We start from the raw sequence: 16,140 nt of genomic DNA, 5'->3' as shown, positions 1-16,140 counted from the left end.
ACTGTTGGTGACTAGCCCGGATTTGGCAGGCGCCCACGTCCCCAATACTGGATAATTGTCCACGTGAGCAGCGACGAAGTTGAGAATGTGTCCGTAGCCGTGGTCCGAGTCCCGCCGCCGATGGCCCCGCTGACGGCCCCACCTGCGGCGACCGTCGAGCCGGAGCCCGTGCCGGACCCGCTCCCGCCCGACCGATACCTCAACAGAGAGCTGAGTTGGCTCGACTTCAACTCGCGGGTGCTCGCGCTCTCCGCGGACTCCTCGCTGCCTGTCCTGGAGCGCGCGAAGTTCCTCGCCATCTACGCCTCCAACCTCGACGAGTTTTACATGGTGCGCGTAGCCGGCCTCAAGCGCCGCGCCGAGGCCGGCCTCTCCGTGCGCTCCGCGGACGGCCTCTCACCCCGCGAGCAGTTGGTGCTCATCGGCAAAGAGACCCAGGATCTGGCCACCAAGCACTCTCGGGTGTTGCTTGACCAGGTACTGCCGGAGCTGGAAAGCGCTGGCGTGCATGTCATCTCATGGAAGCACCTCACCAAAGCGGAACGCAAGGGCCTGTCGGTGGTATTCCACGAGCAGGTGTTCCCGGTGCTCACGCCGCTCGCCGTGGACCCCGCCCACCCATTCCCATATATCAGCGGGCTGAGCCTGAACCTCGCCGTCACCGTGCGGGACTTGGCCACCGGCGGCGAGCATTTCGCGCGAGTGAAGGTCCCGGACAACGTCGACCGGTTCCTCGAGGTGCCTCGGCCCGACGCACCCGCGGGCAGCGTCTGGTTCCTGCCCCTGGAAGATTTGATCTCAGCACACCTCGACGTGTTGTTCCACGGCATGGAAGTTGTTGAGCACCACTGCTTCCGCGTCACCCGCAACGCCGATTTCGAGGTCGAGGAGGACCGCGACGAGGACCTGTTGCAAGCCCTCGAGCGGGAGCTCGCGCGCCGCCGCTTCGGGTCGCCCGTCCGCCTCGAGGTGGCCGACAACATCTCCGAGCACATGCTGGAGCTGCTGCTGCGCGAGCTCGATGTGCACGCCGACGACGTCATCCGGGTCCCCGGCCTCCTCGACCTGACGGCGCTGTGGCAGGTGTACGGCGTCGACCGCCCCCAGTTGAAGGACGCCGTCTACGTCCCGCTGACCCCGCCGGCGTTCGGCGAGCGGGAGACGCCGAAATCGGTGTTCGCCGCGCTGCGCGAGGCTGACGTGCTGGTGCACCACCCCTACGACTCCTTCTCCACCAGCGTCCAGCGCTTCATCGAGCAGGCAGCCGCGGACAAGGATGTGCTGGCGATCAAGCAGACGCTCTACCGCACCTCCGGCGACTCCCCCATCGTCGACGCCCTGATCGACGCCGCGGAGGCCGGCAAGCAGGTGGTGGCGCTGGTTGAGATCAAGGCGCGCTTCGACGAGCAGGCGAACATCAGCTGGGCCCGCAAGCTAGAGCAGGCCGGGGTGCACGTCGTGTACGGCATGGTGGGCCTCAAGACGCACTGCAAGACGTGTCTGGTGGTGCGCCGCGAGGGCTCCACCATCCGCCGCTACTGCCACATCGGAACCGGCAACTACAATCCCAAGACCGCCCGGCTCTATGAGGACGTCGGCATCTTCACCGCAGATCCCGACATCGGCGCGGACCTGACCGACCTGTTCAACTCCCTCACCGGCTACTCCCGCGTCAAGCAGTACCGCAATCTGCTGGTGGCCCCGCACGGGATCCGCTCCGGCATCATCGAGCGCATCGAGGCGGAGGCAACCCGCCACAGCGAGGGCCTGCCGGCGGGGATTCGGTTGAAGGCCAACGCCCTTGTCGACGAGGAGGTCATCGACGCGCTGTACCGGGCCTCACGGGCCGGCGTGGAGGTCGACATCGTGGTGCGCGGAATCTGCGGGCTCAAGCCGGGCGTGCCGGGGCTGAGTGAGAACATCCGGGTGCGCTCGATCCTCGGCCGTTTCCTCGAGCATTCGCGGATCTTGCACTTCGTCGGGGCGGACGAGTATTGGATCGGCAGCGCCGACATGATGCACCGCAACCTCGACCGCCGGGTCGAGGTGATGGCACAAGTCAAGTCCCCCAGCCTGACGCCGATCCTGGACGAGATGTTCACCATGGCATTGGACGCGCGCACCCGCTCCTGGGTGCTCGACGGCAACGGCCAGTGGAACGCCTTCCCCGCCACGGGGGAACAGGTCCGCGACTACCACCAGGACCTGATCAAAGCTCATCGACACCGGTACAACTCATGACTTCGACGTCGCCGCCCACCCTTGTGCTCGCGGCCGGTGGCGTACTTTGGCGCGCGGCCGCGAATCTACCGGGAACCGTGGAGTACGCGGTGATCCACCGGCCCAAGTACGACGACTGGTCCCTGCCCAAGGGCAAGTTGGACCCCGGCGAGACACTGCCGACGGCCGCGGTCCGAGAGATCTTGGAGGAGACGGGATTCCACGCGGTCCTCGGCAGGTACCTCCAATCCGTGACCTATCCGGTAGCCGATCGCCGAGAGAAGCGCGTCGACTACTGGGCGGCCGAGGCGGTCGACGGCGAGTTCACCCCCAACAACGAGGTGGATGAGTTGCGCTGGTTGCCCTTTGACAAGGCCACCGAACTGCTCTCCCACGACGTCGACCGCGCCGTGCTGGCCCGCTTTCTGGCCCGGCCCCCAGGCGATCGAACCCTGCTCCTCGTGCGGCACGCCAGCGCCGGCACCCGCGGGAAGTTCGACGGCCCCGACGCCGAGCGCCCGCTCGATGCCAGCGGCTGGGAGCAGGCGGAGCTCCTGACGGCGCAGACACTGGCTTTCGGGGTGGACACCATTTACTCCGCGGACCGGACCCGCTGCGTGCAGACCGTGATCCCCGCCGCGACCGCCCTCGGCGTCCGAGTGCGGCTGGAGCCCAGCTTCTCCGAGGAGGCCTTCGCGCTGGTGCCCAAGGACGCGCGCAAGCGGATCCGCATCATTGCCGCGAAGTCCCGCACCGCCGCCATCTGCAGTCAGTCCGGGGTGATCCCCGATCTGCTGGGGTGGTGGGCTAAGCGCGACGGCGTCGCATTGGCCGCAGTGAGCACGAGGAAGGCCAGCACCTGGGTGCTGACGCTGCGCGGGGGCACGCTGATCGCCGCGGATCAGGTGGCGCCGCCGACGATCTGAGCTGATTGCCAACAGGATGTGGGCGGCTAGATAGCAGTCGGTGGCGGCGAACCGAGGTTCGCCGCCACCGACTGTCTTACACGCCCTTCGGCGTGGGGACTACTACGCCTTCTTCTGCGCCGCCTTCTTGGCCGGAGCCTTCTTCGCCGGGGCCTTCTTCGCGGGCGCGGCCTTGGCAGCCGCTGGCTTGGCCACCGCGGCCTGCTTGGCCGGGGCCTTCTTGGCCGGGGCCTTGGCTGCCGCAGGCTTGGCAGCGACCGTCTTCTTGGCCGGGGCCTTCTTCGCCGGTGCGGCCTTCGCCACCAGAGTCTTGACCGCCGGAGCCTTGGCCGCCGGGGCCTTCTTGGCCACCGCAGCCTTCTTCGGCGCCGCAGCCTTCTTAGCGGTGCCGGCCTTCTTAGCGGCCGGCACGGCCTTGACGGTCGCGGGCTTCGGGTCAGCGACCTTCGCGGCCGGCACCGTCTTCTTCGCCGCCACCTTCTTTGCGGCGGAGGTCTTCTTCACCGCAGCCGTCGCCTTGACCGCGGCGGGCTTCGCGGCGCCCGCCACCTTCTTGGCGGGGGCCTTCTTCGCCGCAGTCTTCTTCGCCGCCACCGGAACCGCAGGCGCGCCCGAGCCCCGCTTCACCGCGACCCCAGTGGCGCTGAGCTTCTGCTGCCCGGCGACGATCGCCTTGAACTGCGCGCCCGGCCTGAACGCGGGCACCTTGGTGGCTTTGACCTTCACCGTCTCACCGGTGCGAGGGTTGCGCGCCACTCGCGGCGCGCGCTTTCGCTTCTCGAAAACCCCGAAGCCGGTGATCGTGACGCTCTCGCCTTTGTGGACGGCGCGGACCACTAGGTCCACAAAGCCCTCGACAGCGGCGGTCGCGGTCTTCCGGTCGGTGCCCAACCGCTCAGTCAGGCGCTCAATGAGCTCTGCCTTATTCATGGAATTACCTCCGAAACGGTGGCCCATTGCGGACCGGCTGACAGTCACGTTAAACCGGTATTGGGTAGGCGTCGACGTGCCGCGCCAATTCCAATTCAAAATTGTAACGCAGTGGAGGGTCTTAGGAGGCTTATCTACGCTTCAGTCTGCGCGGGCAGAGTCGCGGGCTTCCATACAGGCCTTGTCTTTTCGAATTCCGTGATGTCAGATTCGACCCTCATGGTCAGCCCAATATCGTCCAGTCCCTCGAGCAGTCGCCACCGCGTGTAGTCGTCGATGGCGAACGGCACGGTGACGCTGCCGGCATGCACGGTCTTGTCTGCCAGGTTGACCGAAACCTCAAGTCCGGGCTGCTGTTCCAGTACCTTCCACAGCAGTTCGACGTCGGACTGCTCGACCGTCGCGGCCAGCAGCCCCGCCTTGCCCGCGTTGCCGCGGAAGATGTCGGCGAAGCGGGACGAGATCACCACGCGGAAGCCGTAATCCGACAACGCCCAGACCGCGTGCTCGCGGGAGGACCCGGTGCCGAAGTCAGGCCCGGCGACCAGCACGGTCCCCTTGTCGAAGGGCGGAATATTGAGGATGAACTCCGGCTCGCCGCGCCAGGCCGCGAAGAGCGCGTCCTCGAATCCGGTGCGGGTCACCCGCTTCAAGTAGACGGCGGGGATGATCTGGTCGGTGTCGACGTTGGATCGGCGCATCGGCACGCCAATGCCGGAGTGGGTGGTGAAGGCTTCCATGTCAGCTGAGTTCCTGTCTGCGAGAGTGGGGTTGGGTCAGGCCAGATCGCCGGGGGCGGCGAGGGTGCCCCGGACTGCGGTGGCGGCGGCCACTGCGGGCGAGACCAGGTGCGTGCGTCCGCCCTTGCCCTGTCGGCCCTCGAAGTTGCGGTTGGAAGTGGACGCCGAGCGCTCACCGGCCTTGAGCTGGTCGGGGTTCATCCCCAGGCACATCGAGCAACCGGCCTGGCGCCATTCCGCGCCGGCCGCCACGAAAACGTCGCCCAGGCCCTCTTCCTCGGCCTGCGCGCGCACGCGCATGGAGCCGGGCACCACGAGCATCCGGACGCTGTCCGCCACCTTGCGGCCGCGCAGGATTTCCGCGACGGCGCGCAGGTCCTCGATGCGGCCGTTGGTGCAGGAGCCGACGAAGACGGTGTCAATCGCGATGTCCCGCAGGGGGGTGCCCGCCTGCAAGCCCATGTAGCGAAGCGCATTCGCCGCCGACTCCGCCTCCTCCGCGTCCACGATCTCGGCGGGGTCCGGCACGTTCGCGCTCAGCGGCAGGCCCTGGCCCGGGTTGGTGCCCCACGTGACGAACGGCGCCAGCTTCGAGCCGTCGATGTGGACCTCCTTGTCGAAGGTCGCGCCCTCGTCGGTGGCCAGCTGCTCCCAAGCGACGACGGCGGCGTCCCAGTCGGCGCCCTTCGGCGCGTGCGGGCGCCCCTTGATGAACTCATACGTGATCTCGTCGGGCGCGATCATCCCGGCACGGGCCCCGGCCTCAATCGACATGTTGCAGATAGTCATCCGGGATTCCATCGACATGTTGCGGATGGCCTCGCCGCGGTACTCGATCACGTGGCCCTGTCCCCCGCCGGTGCCAATCTTCGCGATCACGGCAAGGATCAGGTCCTTGGAGGTCACGTCGGCCGGCAGGATGCCGTCCACCGTGACGGCCATCGTCTTGAACGGCTGCAGCGAGAGGGTCTGGGTGGCCATCACGTGCTCCACCTCGGAGGTGCCGATGCCCATCGCCAAGGCGCCGAACGCGCCGTGGGTGGAGGTGTGGCTGTCGCCGCAGACCACCGTCATGCCCGGCTGCGTCAGGCCCAGCTGCGGGCCGACGACGTGCACGATGCCCTGGTCCAAGTCGCCCATCGGGTGCAGGCGCACACCGAACTCCTCGCAGTTGCGCCGCAGCGTGTCCACCTGGGTGCGCGAGACGAGGTCCGCGATCGGCTTGTCGATGTCGATCGTCGGGACGTTGTGGTCCTCGGTGGCGATCGTCAGGTCCGGCCGGCGCAGCTTGCGACCCGCGAGGCGCAGGCCTTCGAATGCCTGCGGGCTGGTGACCTCGTGGACGAGGTGCAGGTCGATGTAGATCAGGTCCGGCTGGCGGGCGCCGCCCGTCCCCTCGCCCTCGACCACCACATGATCCGCCCAGACCTTCTCAGCGAGCGTGCGCGCTGTCGTGCCCGAGCCGTCGGTACCACTCATCGCTTTGCCATCCCTCCGGCGTTTGCGGGCTGGGGACTGAACTGCCCCGGCCACTGAAATCTATCGAACTAACTCCATCGTCCCCCACCACAGGTTTGCACTGCGGGCCAACTGTGGCCGAAAGTAGCAATCTCACGATCTGGGAGGATAGTATCGTCCTGTGAGACAGCATAGCGGTATCGGAGTACTAGACAAAGCGATGGACGTCATGCGGGCCGTCGCCGAGCGCCCGTGCAACCTCGTCGACCTCTGCGCGCGGACCGGCCTGCCGAGGGCCACCGCCCATCGCCTCGCCGTCGGCCTCGAGGTGCACCGCATGCTCAGCCGCGACGCCGATGGCCTGTGGCGGCCCGGCCCCCACCTGGGCGAGCTTGCCGCCACCGTCGAGGATCCGCTGATCGAGGCGTCCGCCCACGTGCTGCCACAACTGCGAGACCGGACTGGCGAGTCCATCCAGCTCTATCGCCGGGAGGGTGCGGAGCGGGTGTGCATCGCCAGCGCCGAGCCGACCACCGGGCTGCGGGACACGGTCCCCGTCGGCAGCCGGCTCCCGATGACCGCCGGCTCGGGGGCGAAGATCCTCGCCGCCTGGTCCCCCGCGTCGGTGCGGCAGGACCTGCTCATCGGCGCCCGGTTCGCCGACCACTCGCTGGCCGAGGTCCGCAGGCGGGGCTGGGCGCAGTCCAACGCGGAGCGCGAGGCCGGGGTGGCCAGTGTCGCGGCGCCCATCCGCGACGCCCGAGGTGCTGTGGTGGCCGCAATCTCAGTTTCCGGCCCTGCCGATCGGATCGGCCGCAAGCCGGGCCCACACTGGGCGGCGGACCTCATAAGCGCCGCTGCCGCCATCGAGAAGCGGCTCTAGCCCGGGACATGAAAGAACTCAGGGTCACCTCCTTGTGGAGGTGACCCTGAGTTTTTGTAGCCCCGACGGGATTCGAACCCGCGTTTCCGCCTTGAGAGGGCAGCGTCCTAGGCCACTGGACGACGGGGCCATGTTTTTCTTACTCTTGCGACACATTAATGATCGACGTTTCAGCCGAACCACGTTTGTGAACTCGGCCAGCATAACTGGCCTGAGCTTGTCGGCCAAATCGATAAGCTGACTTGCTCTAGCTGGGGTACCAGGACTCGAACCTAGAATGACGGTACCAGAAACCGTAGTGTTGCCGATTACACCATACCCCATTGGCTTGAGGTCTCTCGCCCGGAACCGGAGTTCCTTGCGGCTTCCCTTGCTGCCGAGAAGAACAATATCAACACATGTTCGTATTCCCAAAACGTGCTGGTCAGAGCCATTTTCTTAGGCCCCGACCAGCACGGTCGGGCGTTGAATCACTCCGGCAGGCCCTGCTTGGCCGCGGCCAGCCGGGCCAACGTGCGCTCGCGGCCCAGCAGCTCGATGGACTCGAACAGCGGCGGGCTGATGTGCGAGCCGCTCAGCGCCACCCGCACGGGCGCGAAGGCCTTGCGCGGCTTCAGCTCGAGGCCCTCGATCAGCGCCGCCTTGAGCGCCTCCTCGATGGGCTCGGTGCGCCAGTCCTCCAGCGCGGTGAGCGCCGCGACGGTGGCGTCGAGCGCGGGCCCGGAGTCCGCGGTGAGGTTCTTCTTCGCGGAGGCCTCGTCGATGGCGAACTCGGCCTCGGCCACGAAGAGGAACTTCAGCAGCCCCCACGCGTCGTCGAGCACCACGATGCGCGTCTGCACGAGCTCGGCAGCCGTCGCCCACAGCTCCGCGTCGACGTCGGCGACGGGATGTCCCTGGCCCACGAGGAACGCCTTGAGCCGCGCTGCGAAGTCGGCGGGCTCGAGCAGGCGGATGTGCTCGGCGTTGATCGCGTCGGCCTTCTTCTGGTCGAAGCGCGCGGGGTTCGCGTTGACGTTGGAGATCTCGAACTTCTCCACCATCTCGGCCATCGAGAACACGTCGCGGTCCTCGGCAATGCCCCAGCCCAGCAGCGCCAGGTAGTTCAGCAGGCCCTCAGGGATGAAACCGCGGTCGCGGTGGTGGAACAGGCTGGACTCGGGGTCGCGCTTGGACAGCTTCTTGTTGCCGTTGCCCATCACGAACGGCAGGTGGCCGAACTCCGGCGTGCGCTCGGCGACGCCGATCCGCTGCAGCGCCGCGTAGAGCGCGAGCTGGCGGGGGGTGGAGGAGAGCAGGTCCTCGCCGCGCAGCACATGCGTGATCTGCATCATCGCGTCGTCCACGGGGTTGACCAGGGTGTACAGCGGGACGCCGTTGCCGCGGGTGAGTGCGAAGTCCGGGACGCTGCCGGCGGGGAACGTGACGTCGCCGCGCACGAGGTCGGTCCACGTCAGGTCGGTGGCCGGCATCCGCAGGCGCACGACGGCGTTGCGGCCCTCGGCCAGGAACGCCGCGCGCTGCTCGTCGGTGAGGTCGCGGTCGAAGTTGTCGTACCCCAGTTTCGGGTCGCGCCCGGCCGCCTTATGCCGCGTCTCGACCTCCTCGGCGGTGGAGAAGGACTCATAGGCCTCCCCCGCCTCGACGAGGCGCTTGACGACGTCGATGTGCATGTCGCGGCGCTGCGACTGGCGGTACGGCGCGTGCGGGCCGCCGATGTCGGGGCCCTCGTCCCACGTCAGACCCAGCCACGTCATGCCGTCGATGATTGCCTGGTAGGACTCCTCGGAGTCGCGGGCGGCGTCGGTGTCCTCGATGCGGAAGACCATTTTGCCGCCGAGGTGGCGGGCGAAGGCCCAATTGAACAGCGCGGTGCGGATCAAGCCCACGTGGGGGGTGCCCGTCGGGGACGGGCAGAAGCGGACACGGACACCGGTATCGGCGGGAATACTCATGCCCACAAGGTTAGTGCCCGGACGGGCTCAACCCTGCACCCGGCTAGTGCGCCCCTCCCACTCCTTGTCGCGGAGCTCGTTCTTGCGGATCTTGCCCGTGGAGGTGGTGGGCAGTTGCACGAGGAACTCGACCACTCCCGGCGCCTTGTACTTGGCGATGCGAGTCTTGACGTGCTCGATCAGCGCGGCCTCGTCGACCTGCGCACCGGGTGCGAGCACGACGAACGCCTTCGGCCGCTCGCCCCAGCGCGGGTCCGGCACACCGACGACCGCGACGTCCTGCACGGCCGGGTGGGTCAGCAGCGCCTGCTCGACCTCGATGGTGGAGATGTTCTCGCCGCCCGAGACCACCACGTCTTTGGCCCGGTCCAGGATCTGCACGTAGCCGTCTGGGTGCATGACGGCCAGGTCGCCGGAGTGGAACCAGCCGCCCCGGAATGCCTCTACGGTGGCCTCCTCCGCCTTGAAGTAACCCTTCATCACAGAGTTGCCGCGCAGCACGATCTCGCCCATCGTGACGCCATCGCGGGGAACGTCGGACAAGACGTCATCTTGGCGCTGCTCCACCACGCGCATCCGGTCTGAAGAGATCATGCCGATGCCCTGACGCGAGACCATCGCCGCGCGCTCGTCGCGGGTCAGCCCCGCCCACGCCGGCTGCGGCTCGCAGGACGAGTAGGGGCCGTATGACTCGGTGAGGCCGTAGACGTGCACGACGTTGATGCCGAGGTCCTCGAACTTCGCGATGATCGTCGGCGACGGCGGCGCCCCGGCCGTGACCATCGACAGGCCGCCGGCCATATCGTGCGCCTCAGGTGCGCTGGCCATGATGGAAAGCACCGTGGGCGCGCCGGCCGCGCGGGTGATCTGCTCCTCGTCGATCAGCCGCCACACGTCCTCGCCGCGCACCGCGCGCAGGCACACATGCGTGCCGGCGACAGCGGTCAGCGCCCAGGTGGTGCACCAGCCGTTGCAGTGGAACATCGGCAGCGTCCACAGGTACCGCACCAGCGGTGTGAAGCCTTGCGTGACAACCTCGCCCATCGAATTCAGGTAGGCGCCGCGGTGGGTGTACATCACGCCCTTGGGCTGCCCTGTGGTGCCGGAGGTGTAGTTGATCGCGATCGTGGACGTCTCATCCTCGACCTCCCACGACAAGGCCTCGTCCGGCTCGGAGGCCAGCCACGAAGAGTAGTCCTCAGCTCCGGCGAGCGCGCTATCCGCGCCATCCTCGGCGGGATGCGCGATGACCGCCCGGACAGCCGCGGGCACGGCGACGCCGAGCACGGGGCGCAGCAGCTCCGCGTCGCCAAAGAGGTATCGGGCCTCCGAGTGCTCCAAGATGTACTGGACCTCAGGCGGCGCCAGGCGGGTGTTGAGCATCACCAACACCCCGCCGGCCATCGGCACCGCATAGTGCGCGATGAGCGCCTCCGCGCTGTTGGGCGCGAGTACGGCCACCGACTCGCCGGCTGCCAGCCCCCGGGCGCGCAGCGCGGTGGCGAGGCATCGCACCCGATCCGCCATCTCCGCGTAGGTGAACCGGCGCGGCCCGTCGACGATGGCCGTCGCGCCGGGGTGCCCCTCCACCGCGCGCTCGAGGAATCGCAGCGGGGTCAAAGGCGTGTCGAGGCCAGCCATGGAGGGCTCCTTCGTCGAGGGTTTCGCTCCAGCTTGCTCTATCGTCCCGGAACCCGCCACCCCCGATTTAGGGTACGTTCACGCCCTGTTGGCAACCGGGTTGCGCAGCGTCCCAATGCCTTCGATGGTGACCTCCACCATCTCGCCCGCGTGGATCGGGCCCACGCCGGCGGGGGTGCCGGTCAAGATCACGTCGCCCGGCAGCAGCGTCATAACCTCGGAGACCCACGCGATGATCTTGGGGATGTCGTGGAGCAGCAGCGCGGTGCGGCTGTCCTGCTTGACCGCGCCCTCAAGCGCCGTCCGGATCCCTACGTCCGACGCGTCGAGGTCCGTCTCGATCCACGGGCCGAGGGGGCAGAACGTGTCGTGGCTCTTGCCCCGGGTCCACTGCACGTCGTGGCTCTGGTGGTCGCGCGCGGTGACGTCGTTGGCGCAGGTGTAGCCGAGCACCACGTCGAGGGCCTTGTCCTCGGACACCGACTTTGCGGGCCGGCCGATCACCACGGCCAGCTCGCCCTCGTAGTGCACCTCGGTGGCAGTGGGCGGCAAGACGATGGCCGCCTCCGGCCCGATGATCGTGGTCGAGGGCTTCATGAAGATCACGGGATCAGCGGGCGCCTCCGAGCCCATCTCCGCTGCGTGGTCGGCGTAGTTCTTGCCGATGCAGATCACCTTCGAGGCGAGGATCGGAGCGAGGAGGCGCACGTCGGCGAGCGGCCAGCTGCGGCCAGTGAACGTGGGCTCCCCGAACGGGTGGTCCTTGATCTCGTGGGCGCGAATCTCCGGATTCGGCTGCCCCGAGGGCAATGTCACCTCGCCGTCATCGATCTTGACGAAAGCGACACCGCTGGTACTGGCAATTCGACCTAGACGCATGGGGACAGCCTAGCGACCGACCCGACAGCCCCGGACTGGCCCCGGACGGACCCCGTGCCCGACGCCTCGCCTCGGGGTCTACCATTTCTCATATAACGAAATATTGATCTCATTATCTGGGAATATTCCGACTCCCGTCCCGCATAGGAGAAAGTCATGTCGGCTGATAGCCCCGTCGGGGCCACGAACGCCCCGCTGCGGAACCCCTGGCTGATCCTCACAGTGAGCATGGCCGCGGCCACCGTGAGCACCTTCTTCGTCAACGCCGTCGCCTTCCTCATCCCGGCCCTGCACACTGAGCGCGGGCTCACCCTCGCCGAGACCGGGCTGCTGGCCGCGATGCCCACCGTCGGCATGATGCTCACCCTGGTCGCGTGGGGGGTCCTCATCGACCGCATCGGCGAGCGGAAAGTCCTCGTCGCGGGCCTGAGCCTGACAGCAGTCGCCGCCGGACTCGCCGCGACGGTCTCGTCCATCCCCGCCGTCGGCGTGCTCCTCCTGCTCGGCGGGATGGCCGCGGCCAGCACCAATTCCGCGACGGGACGCGTCGTCGTCGGCTACTTCCCGGCCCATCAGCGCGGGCTCGCAATGGGCATCCGGCAGACCGCGCAGCCGATCGGCGTGGCGCTCGCCGCGATGCTGCTGCCGACCCTCTCCCAGACTGCCAACCCCACCCAGGCGCTGTGGCTGCCCGCGGTGCTCAACCTCGCCGCGGCCGTCATCTGCCTGGTCGTGATCATCGACCCGCCACGGCCGAGCCGCACGGCCGCCGCCGACGCCGGGCTGCTTGAGAACCCCTATCGGCAGTCGAGCCATCTGTGGCGCATCCACGCGGTCTCCGCGCTGCTTGTCGTCCCCCAGTTCACCGTGTGGACGTTCGCGCTGGTCTGGCTGATGACCGACCGCGGCTGGTCCGCCACCGCCGCCGGCCTGATCATCGTGCTGGCGCAGGTCCTCGGCGCCGTCGGCCGCATGGTCGCCGGGTGGTGGTCGGACCGCATCGGCAGCCGGATGCGCCCGATCCGCGGCATCGCGCTGGCCGCCGCTCTCGTCATGGCGGCCCTGGCGGTGACCGACTGGCTCGGCTCCCCCGTCGCCGTCGCACTGCTTGTCGCCGCCTCCGTGATCACCGTGGCGGACAACGGTTTAGCGTTCACCGCAGTGGCGGAGATCAGCGGCTCATACTGGTCCGGCCGCGCGCTCGGCGCCCAGAACACCGGGCAGTTCCTCGCCGCCTCGATCGTGCCGCCACTGTTCGGCGCGCTGATCGGAATCGTCGGATATCCCGCGACGTTCCTGATCTCCGCCCTGTGCCCCGTCGCCGCCATCCCCCTCGTGCCCAAGGAATTCTCTAAGCTGTCCAGGTGAGTGTCCTTCTTTGTTTCCATGCCCATCCTGACGACGAGGTCTTCGGCACGGGCGGCGTGATGCGCCTGGCCGCCGACGCCGGCCACCGCGTCGTTCTCGTCGTCGCCACCGATGGCGCCGCGGGCCAGGTGCCCGACGGCCTTCTTCGCCCCGGCGAGAACTTGGCCGTCCGGCGCCGCGACGAGGTCGAGCGCTCCGCCGCAGTGTTGGGCGCGGACCGCGTCGTGCACCTCGGCTACGGGGACTCCGGCATGGCCGGCGAGCCCACCCCCGCCTCGACCAACCCGTTCCGCCTCGCCGATCTCGACGAGGCCACGGGCAGGTTCGCGAAGGTCCTCGCCGAGGAGCAGCCCGACGTGGTCACCGTCTACGACCCCAACGGCGGCTACGGCCACCCCGACCACATCCAGGTCCACGAGGTCGGCGTGCGGGCCGCCCAGCAATTGGGCCTGGAATCCGTATACGAGTCCTCGATCAACCGCGACCATATGCGGGCGCTGATGTCGATGGTCGCGCAGCAGAGCACCGAGTTCGCCGAGTTCGACCTGCCGGACCTCGACAACATCGGCCTGCCCGCCAGCGCCTTCACCACCACGGTCGACGTCGCCGCCGCGATGGCCGCCAAGCGCGCGGCGATGCTGATCCACGAGACGCAGATCGGCGACTTCGGCCCCATGCTCGGCATGGAGGTGGACCAGCTGACCGCGGCCTTCGGCACGGAGTGGTTCCGCCGCTGGCGGGCCGATCCGGGCCTGGTGGAGCGGTCGCTGCCGCTGTAGGTTCCGAGTTCGCTGCGCCTATTCGAGTTCGCTGCACCTCGGGTTCCGAGTTCGCTGCACCTCGCCCCCGTAACTTGACCTGGACCCTGTTGCAGCGTCAGCCAGGTCAAGTTACGGGGGCGAGGCGGCATGTGAGCGGGGCTTATCCACAACCGGTCCGCTATCCACAGCTGCCCCATTCGCAGCCTCTGAAGCCGTCGCTCCCGTGCATGCTGGATAGCAGGGGGTGCAGAACCATGGACAACGAGAAACCAGCGCTGCTGTACCGATCGGACGCGGTACTAGATGGCGCGACCGACTCACAGCTGCGCAGCCGTCGGCGAACCGGCGAGCTCGTGCATCTGACCCGCGGAAGCTACCTGCTACAGACCGACTATGGCTCGCTCAACGCCCTCGGCAGACATAGGGCCCGGATATCCGCTGTCGCGCATCGGCACGGGGAAGACGCGGTGATTAGCCACGTCTCCGCTGCCGCGATGCATGGCTACGACCTCTGGGACGTCCACTTGGACGCGGTGCATCTGTCCCAGGCCGGCCCGGCGAACGGCAAGCGCCGACACGGGGTACACCGCCATCGGGAGCAACTGGCCCCGGGCGAGATCGTGTCCGTGGGCGGCATCCTGGTGACCTCGGCGGCCCGGACCATTGCCGACCTCGCCCGGACAGTCAGCCTCAAATCTGCCGTCGTCACCGGGGACTGCGCGCTGCGGCGCGGTCTGCCGACTGCCGCGCTCGTGGCCGAGGTGGCCGCAGCCAAGGGCCGACACGGCGCACCGAACGCTCGCCATGCCCTCGCGCTGATGGACGGGCGCAGCGAGAGCGTTGGCGAGTCGCTCAGCCGGCTCAAGATCCGGGAACTGCGGCTACCTGCCCCCGAGCTGCAGAAGGATGTGTGGAACGCCGATCGCGAGTGGCTCGGCAGAGCTGACTTCTACTTCCCGGGCCACGCCGTCGTGGGCGAGTTTGACGGCAAGGTGAAGTACGGCAAGTACCTCAAGACCGGGCAGGCTGCGGGCGATGCCGTCTATCAGGAGAAAGTTCGAGAGGATCGGATCCGGGACACGGGATTGGTCGTCGTCCGATGGGTGTGGGACGACCTTCGCCAGCCGCACATTCTGCACCGACGAATCTGCGCGGCGTTCGAACGTAGGCGCAGGGCAATTCTCTTGAACCCGGCTCTGGCAGATCTCTGATCGCCGCTGCGCAGGACGGCCTCGCCCCCGTATCTTGAGCTCGCTGACGATGCAACGGGGGCCAGGTCAAGATACGGGGGCGAGGCCGGGAAAAGAGAGAGGCTAGAGCGCCGCGGCGATCCGGTCGCCGACCTCGGTGGTGACGATCTTGGCGTCCCCGCGCGCGGACAGGTCCGCCTCGACGGCCGCCTCGATGCGCACGGCGTCGGCCTCGCGGCCCAGGTGGCGCAGCAGCAGCGCGGCGGAGAGGATCGCGGCGGTGGGGTCCGCGATGCCCTGGCCGGCGATGTCCGGGGCCGAGCCGTGCACGGGCTCGAACATCGACGGGTTCGTGCCGGAGGCGTCGATGTTGCCGGACGCCGCCAGGCCGATGCCGCCGGTGACCGCGCCGGCGAGGTCGGTGATGATGTCGCCGAAGAGGTTGTCGGTGACGATCACGTCGTAGCGGCCGGGATCGGTGGTCATGTAGATCATGGCCGCGTCGATGTGGCTGTAGTCGGTGGTGACCTCGGGGTACTCCGCGCCGACGGTCTCCATCGCGCGGGTCCAGATACGGCCGGCGTTGGAGAGCACGTTGGTCTTGTGGATCAGCGTCAGGTGCTTGCGGCGGGACTGGGCCAGCTCGAAGGCGTAGCGGACGACGCGCTCGGCGCCGAACCACGTGTTGACGGAGACCTCGGTGGCGACCTCATGGGGCGTGCCGATGCGGATCGAGCCGCCGTTGCCGGTGTACGGGCCCTCGGTGCCCTCGCGGACGACGACGAACTCCATCTCGGGGTTGCCGGCCAAGGGAGACGTCGCGCCCGGGTAGGTGCGCGCGGGGCGCAGGTTCACGTGGTGGTCGAGCAGGAAGCGCATGTTCAGCAGCAGTCCGCGCTCGAGGACGCCGGGGGCCACGAGGCGGGGGTCGCCGATGGCGCCGAGCAGGATCGCGTCGTGCGCGCGGATCTCAGCGAGTTCGGCGTCGGGCAGCAGGTCGCCAGTCTCCAGGTAGCGCTTCGCGCCCAGGTCGTAGCCGGTGGTCTCAAGCTCGGGGACGAGCACCTTCAGCACCTTGACCGCCTCGGCCGTGACCTCGACGCCGATGCCGTCGCCGGGGATGACTGCAAGCTTCATAACTACTCACTTCCGTAACAAGGGGACAAGATGGTGGCCGCGACCGTCGTCG

At 68.1% G+C, this 16,140-nt stretch carries 13 protein-coding genes and 2 tRNA genes; 6 read left to right on the top strand and 9 right to left on the bottom strand.

Translation table 11 applies throughout. From position 1 onward, the window contains the following. Positions 1–120: 120 nt before the first annotated feature. Both TBIF_RS20775 and TBIF_RS20770 read left to right on the top strand, forming a co-directional pair. Positions 121–2,241, top strand: a complete 2,121-nt coding sequence (locus tag TBIF_RS20775; RefSeq protein ID WP_084611835.1) for an RNA degradosome polyphosphate kinase — start codon at positions 121–123, stop codon at positions 2,239–2,241. Beyond that, complete coding sequence (locus TBIF_RS20770) at positions 2,238–3,146, top strand: NUDIX hydrolase (protein WP_024796663.1); 909 nt, start codon at positions 2,238–2,240, stop codon at positions 3,144–3,146. The genes TBIF_RS20775 and TBIF_RS20770 overlap by 4 nt, the downstream gene beginning before the upstream one ends. Positions 3,147–3,248: 102 nt before the next feature. On the opposite strand, the gene TBIF_RS20765 is transcribed toward TBIF_RS20770, so the two are convergent. From TBIF_RS20765 to leuC, 3 genes are all read right to left on the bottom strand, one after another. Then, entirely contained in the window at positions 3,249–4,076 is an 828-nt protein-coding gene (locus TBIF_RS20765; RefSeq protein ID WP_024796662.1) for an HU family DNA-binding protein, read from the bottom strand. A gap of 134 nt (positions 4,077–4,210) precedes the next feature. Beyond that, the gene (gene leuD / locus TBIF_RS20760; RefSeq protein WP_024796661.1) at positions 4,211–4,816 is read right to left on the bottom strand and encodes a 3-isopropylmalate dehydratase small subunit; all 606 of its coding nucleotides are present in this window, start codon (positions 4,814–4,816) and stop codon (positions 4,211–4,213) included. 36 nt (positions 4,817–4,852) lie between these two features. After that, positions 4,853–6,295, bottom strand: a complete 1,443-nt coding sequence (gene leuC, locus TBIF_RS20755; protein WP_024796660.1) for a 3-isopropylmalate dehydratase large subunit — start codon at positions 6,293–6,295, stop codon at positions 4,853–4,855. 160 nt (positions 6,296–6,455) lie between these two features. Here leuC and TBIF_RS20750 point away from each other — a divergent pair, with 160 nt between their 5' ends. After that, the gene (locus TBIF_RS20750; RefSeq protein WP_024796659.1) at positions 6,456–7,157 is read left to right on the top strand and encodes an IclR family transcriptional regulator; all 702 of its coding nucleotides are present in this window, start codon (positions 6,456–6,458) and stop codon (positions 7,155–7,157) included. A 57-nt stretch (positions 7,158–7,214) separates the two neighbouring features. On the opposite strand, the gene TBIF_RS20745 is transcribed toward TBIF_RS20750, so the two are convergent. From TBIF_RS20745 to TBIF_RS20725, 5 genes are all read right to left on the bottom strand, one after another. Further along, positions 7,215–7,287 (bottom strand) — tRNA-Glu (locus TBIF_RS20745). 121 nt (positions 7,288–7,408) lie between these two features. Then, positions 7,409–7,480, bottom strand: a tRNA-Gln gene (locus tag TBIF_RS20740). 147 nt (positions 7,481–7,627) lie between these two features. Continuing rightward, positions 7,628–9,112, bottom strand: a complete 1,485-nt coding sequence (gltX, locus tag TBIF_RS20735; RefSeq protein ID WP_024796658.1) for a glutamate--tRNA ligase — start codon at positions 9,110–9,112, stop codon at positions 7,628–7,630. A 27-nt stretch (positions 9,113–9,139) separates the two neighbouring features. Further along, complete coding sequence (locus TBIF_RS20730; protein WP_024796657.1) at positions 9,140–10,753, bottom strand: AMP-binding protein; 1,614 nt, start codon at positions 10,751–10,753, stop codon at positions 9,140–9,142. A gap of 78 nt (positions 10,754–10,831) precedes the next feature. Then, positions 10,832–11,632: a fumarylacetoacetate hydrolase family protein gene (locus TBIF_RS20725; RefSeq protein WP_024796656.1), complete on the bottom strand. Its 801-nt coding sequence runs from the start codon at positions 11,630–11,632 to the stop codon at positions 10,832–10,834. Positions 11,633–11,788: 156 nt separating this feature from the next. On the opposite strand from TBIF_RS20725, the gene TBIF_RS20720 reads away from it, so the two are divergent. The 3 genes from TBIF_RS20720 to TBIF_RS20710 all read left to right on the top strand — a co-directional run bounded on the left by TBIF_RS20720 (position 11,789) and on the right by TBIF_RS20710 (position 14,972). Continuing rightward, on the top strand, positions 11,789–13,000 hold the full coding sequence (locus TBIF_RS20720) for an MFS transporter (protein ID WP_024796655.1): 1,212 nt from the start codon (positions 11,789–11,791) through the stop codon (positions 12,998–13,000). Continuing rightward, a complete protein-coding gene (locus TBIF_RS20715) occupies positions 12,997–13,779 on the top strand; it encodes a PIG-L deacetylase family protein (protein WP_024796654.1) in 783 nt (260 codons plus the stop codon). Before TBIF_RS20720 ends, TBIF_RS20715 begins: the two co-directional genes overlap by 4 nt. Before the next feature lie 236 nt (positions 13,780–14,015). Continuing rightward, positions 14,016–14,972: a hypothetical protein gene (locus tag TBIF_RS20710; protein ID WP_024796653.1), complete on the top strand. Its 957-nt coding sequence runs from the start codon at positions 14,016–14,018 to the stop codon at positions 14,970–14,972. 102 nt (positions 14,973–15,074) lie between these two features. Here TBIF_RS20710 and TBIF_RS20705 read toward each other — a convergent pair whose 3' ends face one another. Beyond that, on the bottom strand, positions 15,075–16,088 hold the full coding sequence (locus tag TBIF_RS20705) for a 3-isopropylmalate dehydrogenase (RefSeq protein WP_024796652.1): 1,014 nt from the start codon (positions 16,086–16,088) through the stop codon (positions 15,075–15,077). Between the last annotated feature and the right edge of the window lie 52 nt (positions 16,089–16,140).

Origin of the sequence: Tomitella biformata AHU 1821 (assembly GCF_000524475.1) — a bacterium.
Lineage (GTDB): Bacteria > Actinomycetota > Actinomycetes > Mycobacteriales > Mycobacteriaceae > Tomitella > Tomitella biformata.
Note: the sequence above shows the minus strand (reverse complement) of the source record. Positions and strands in the feature narration are given on the sequence as shown.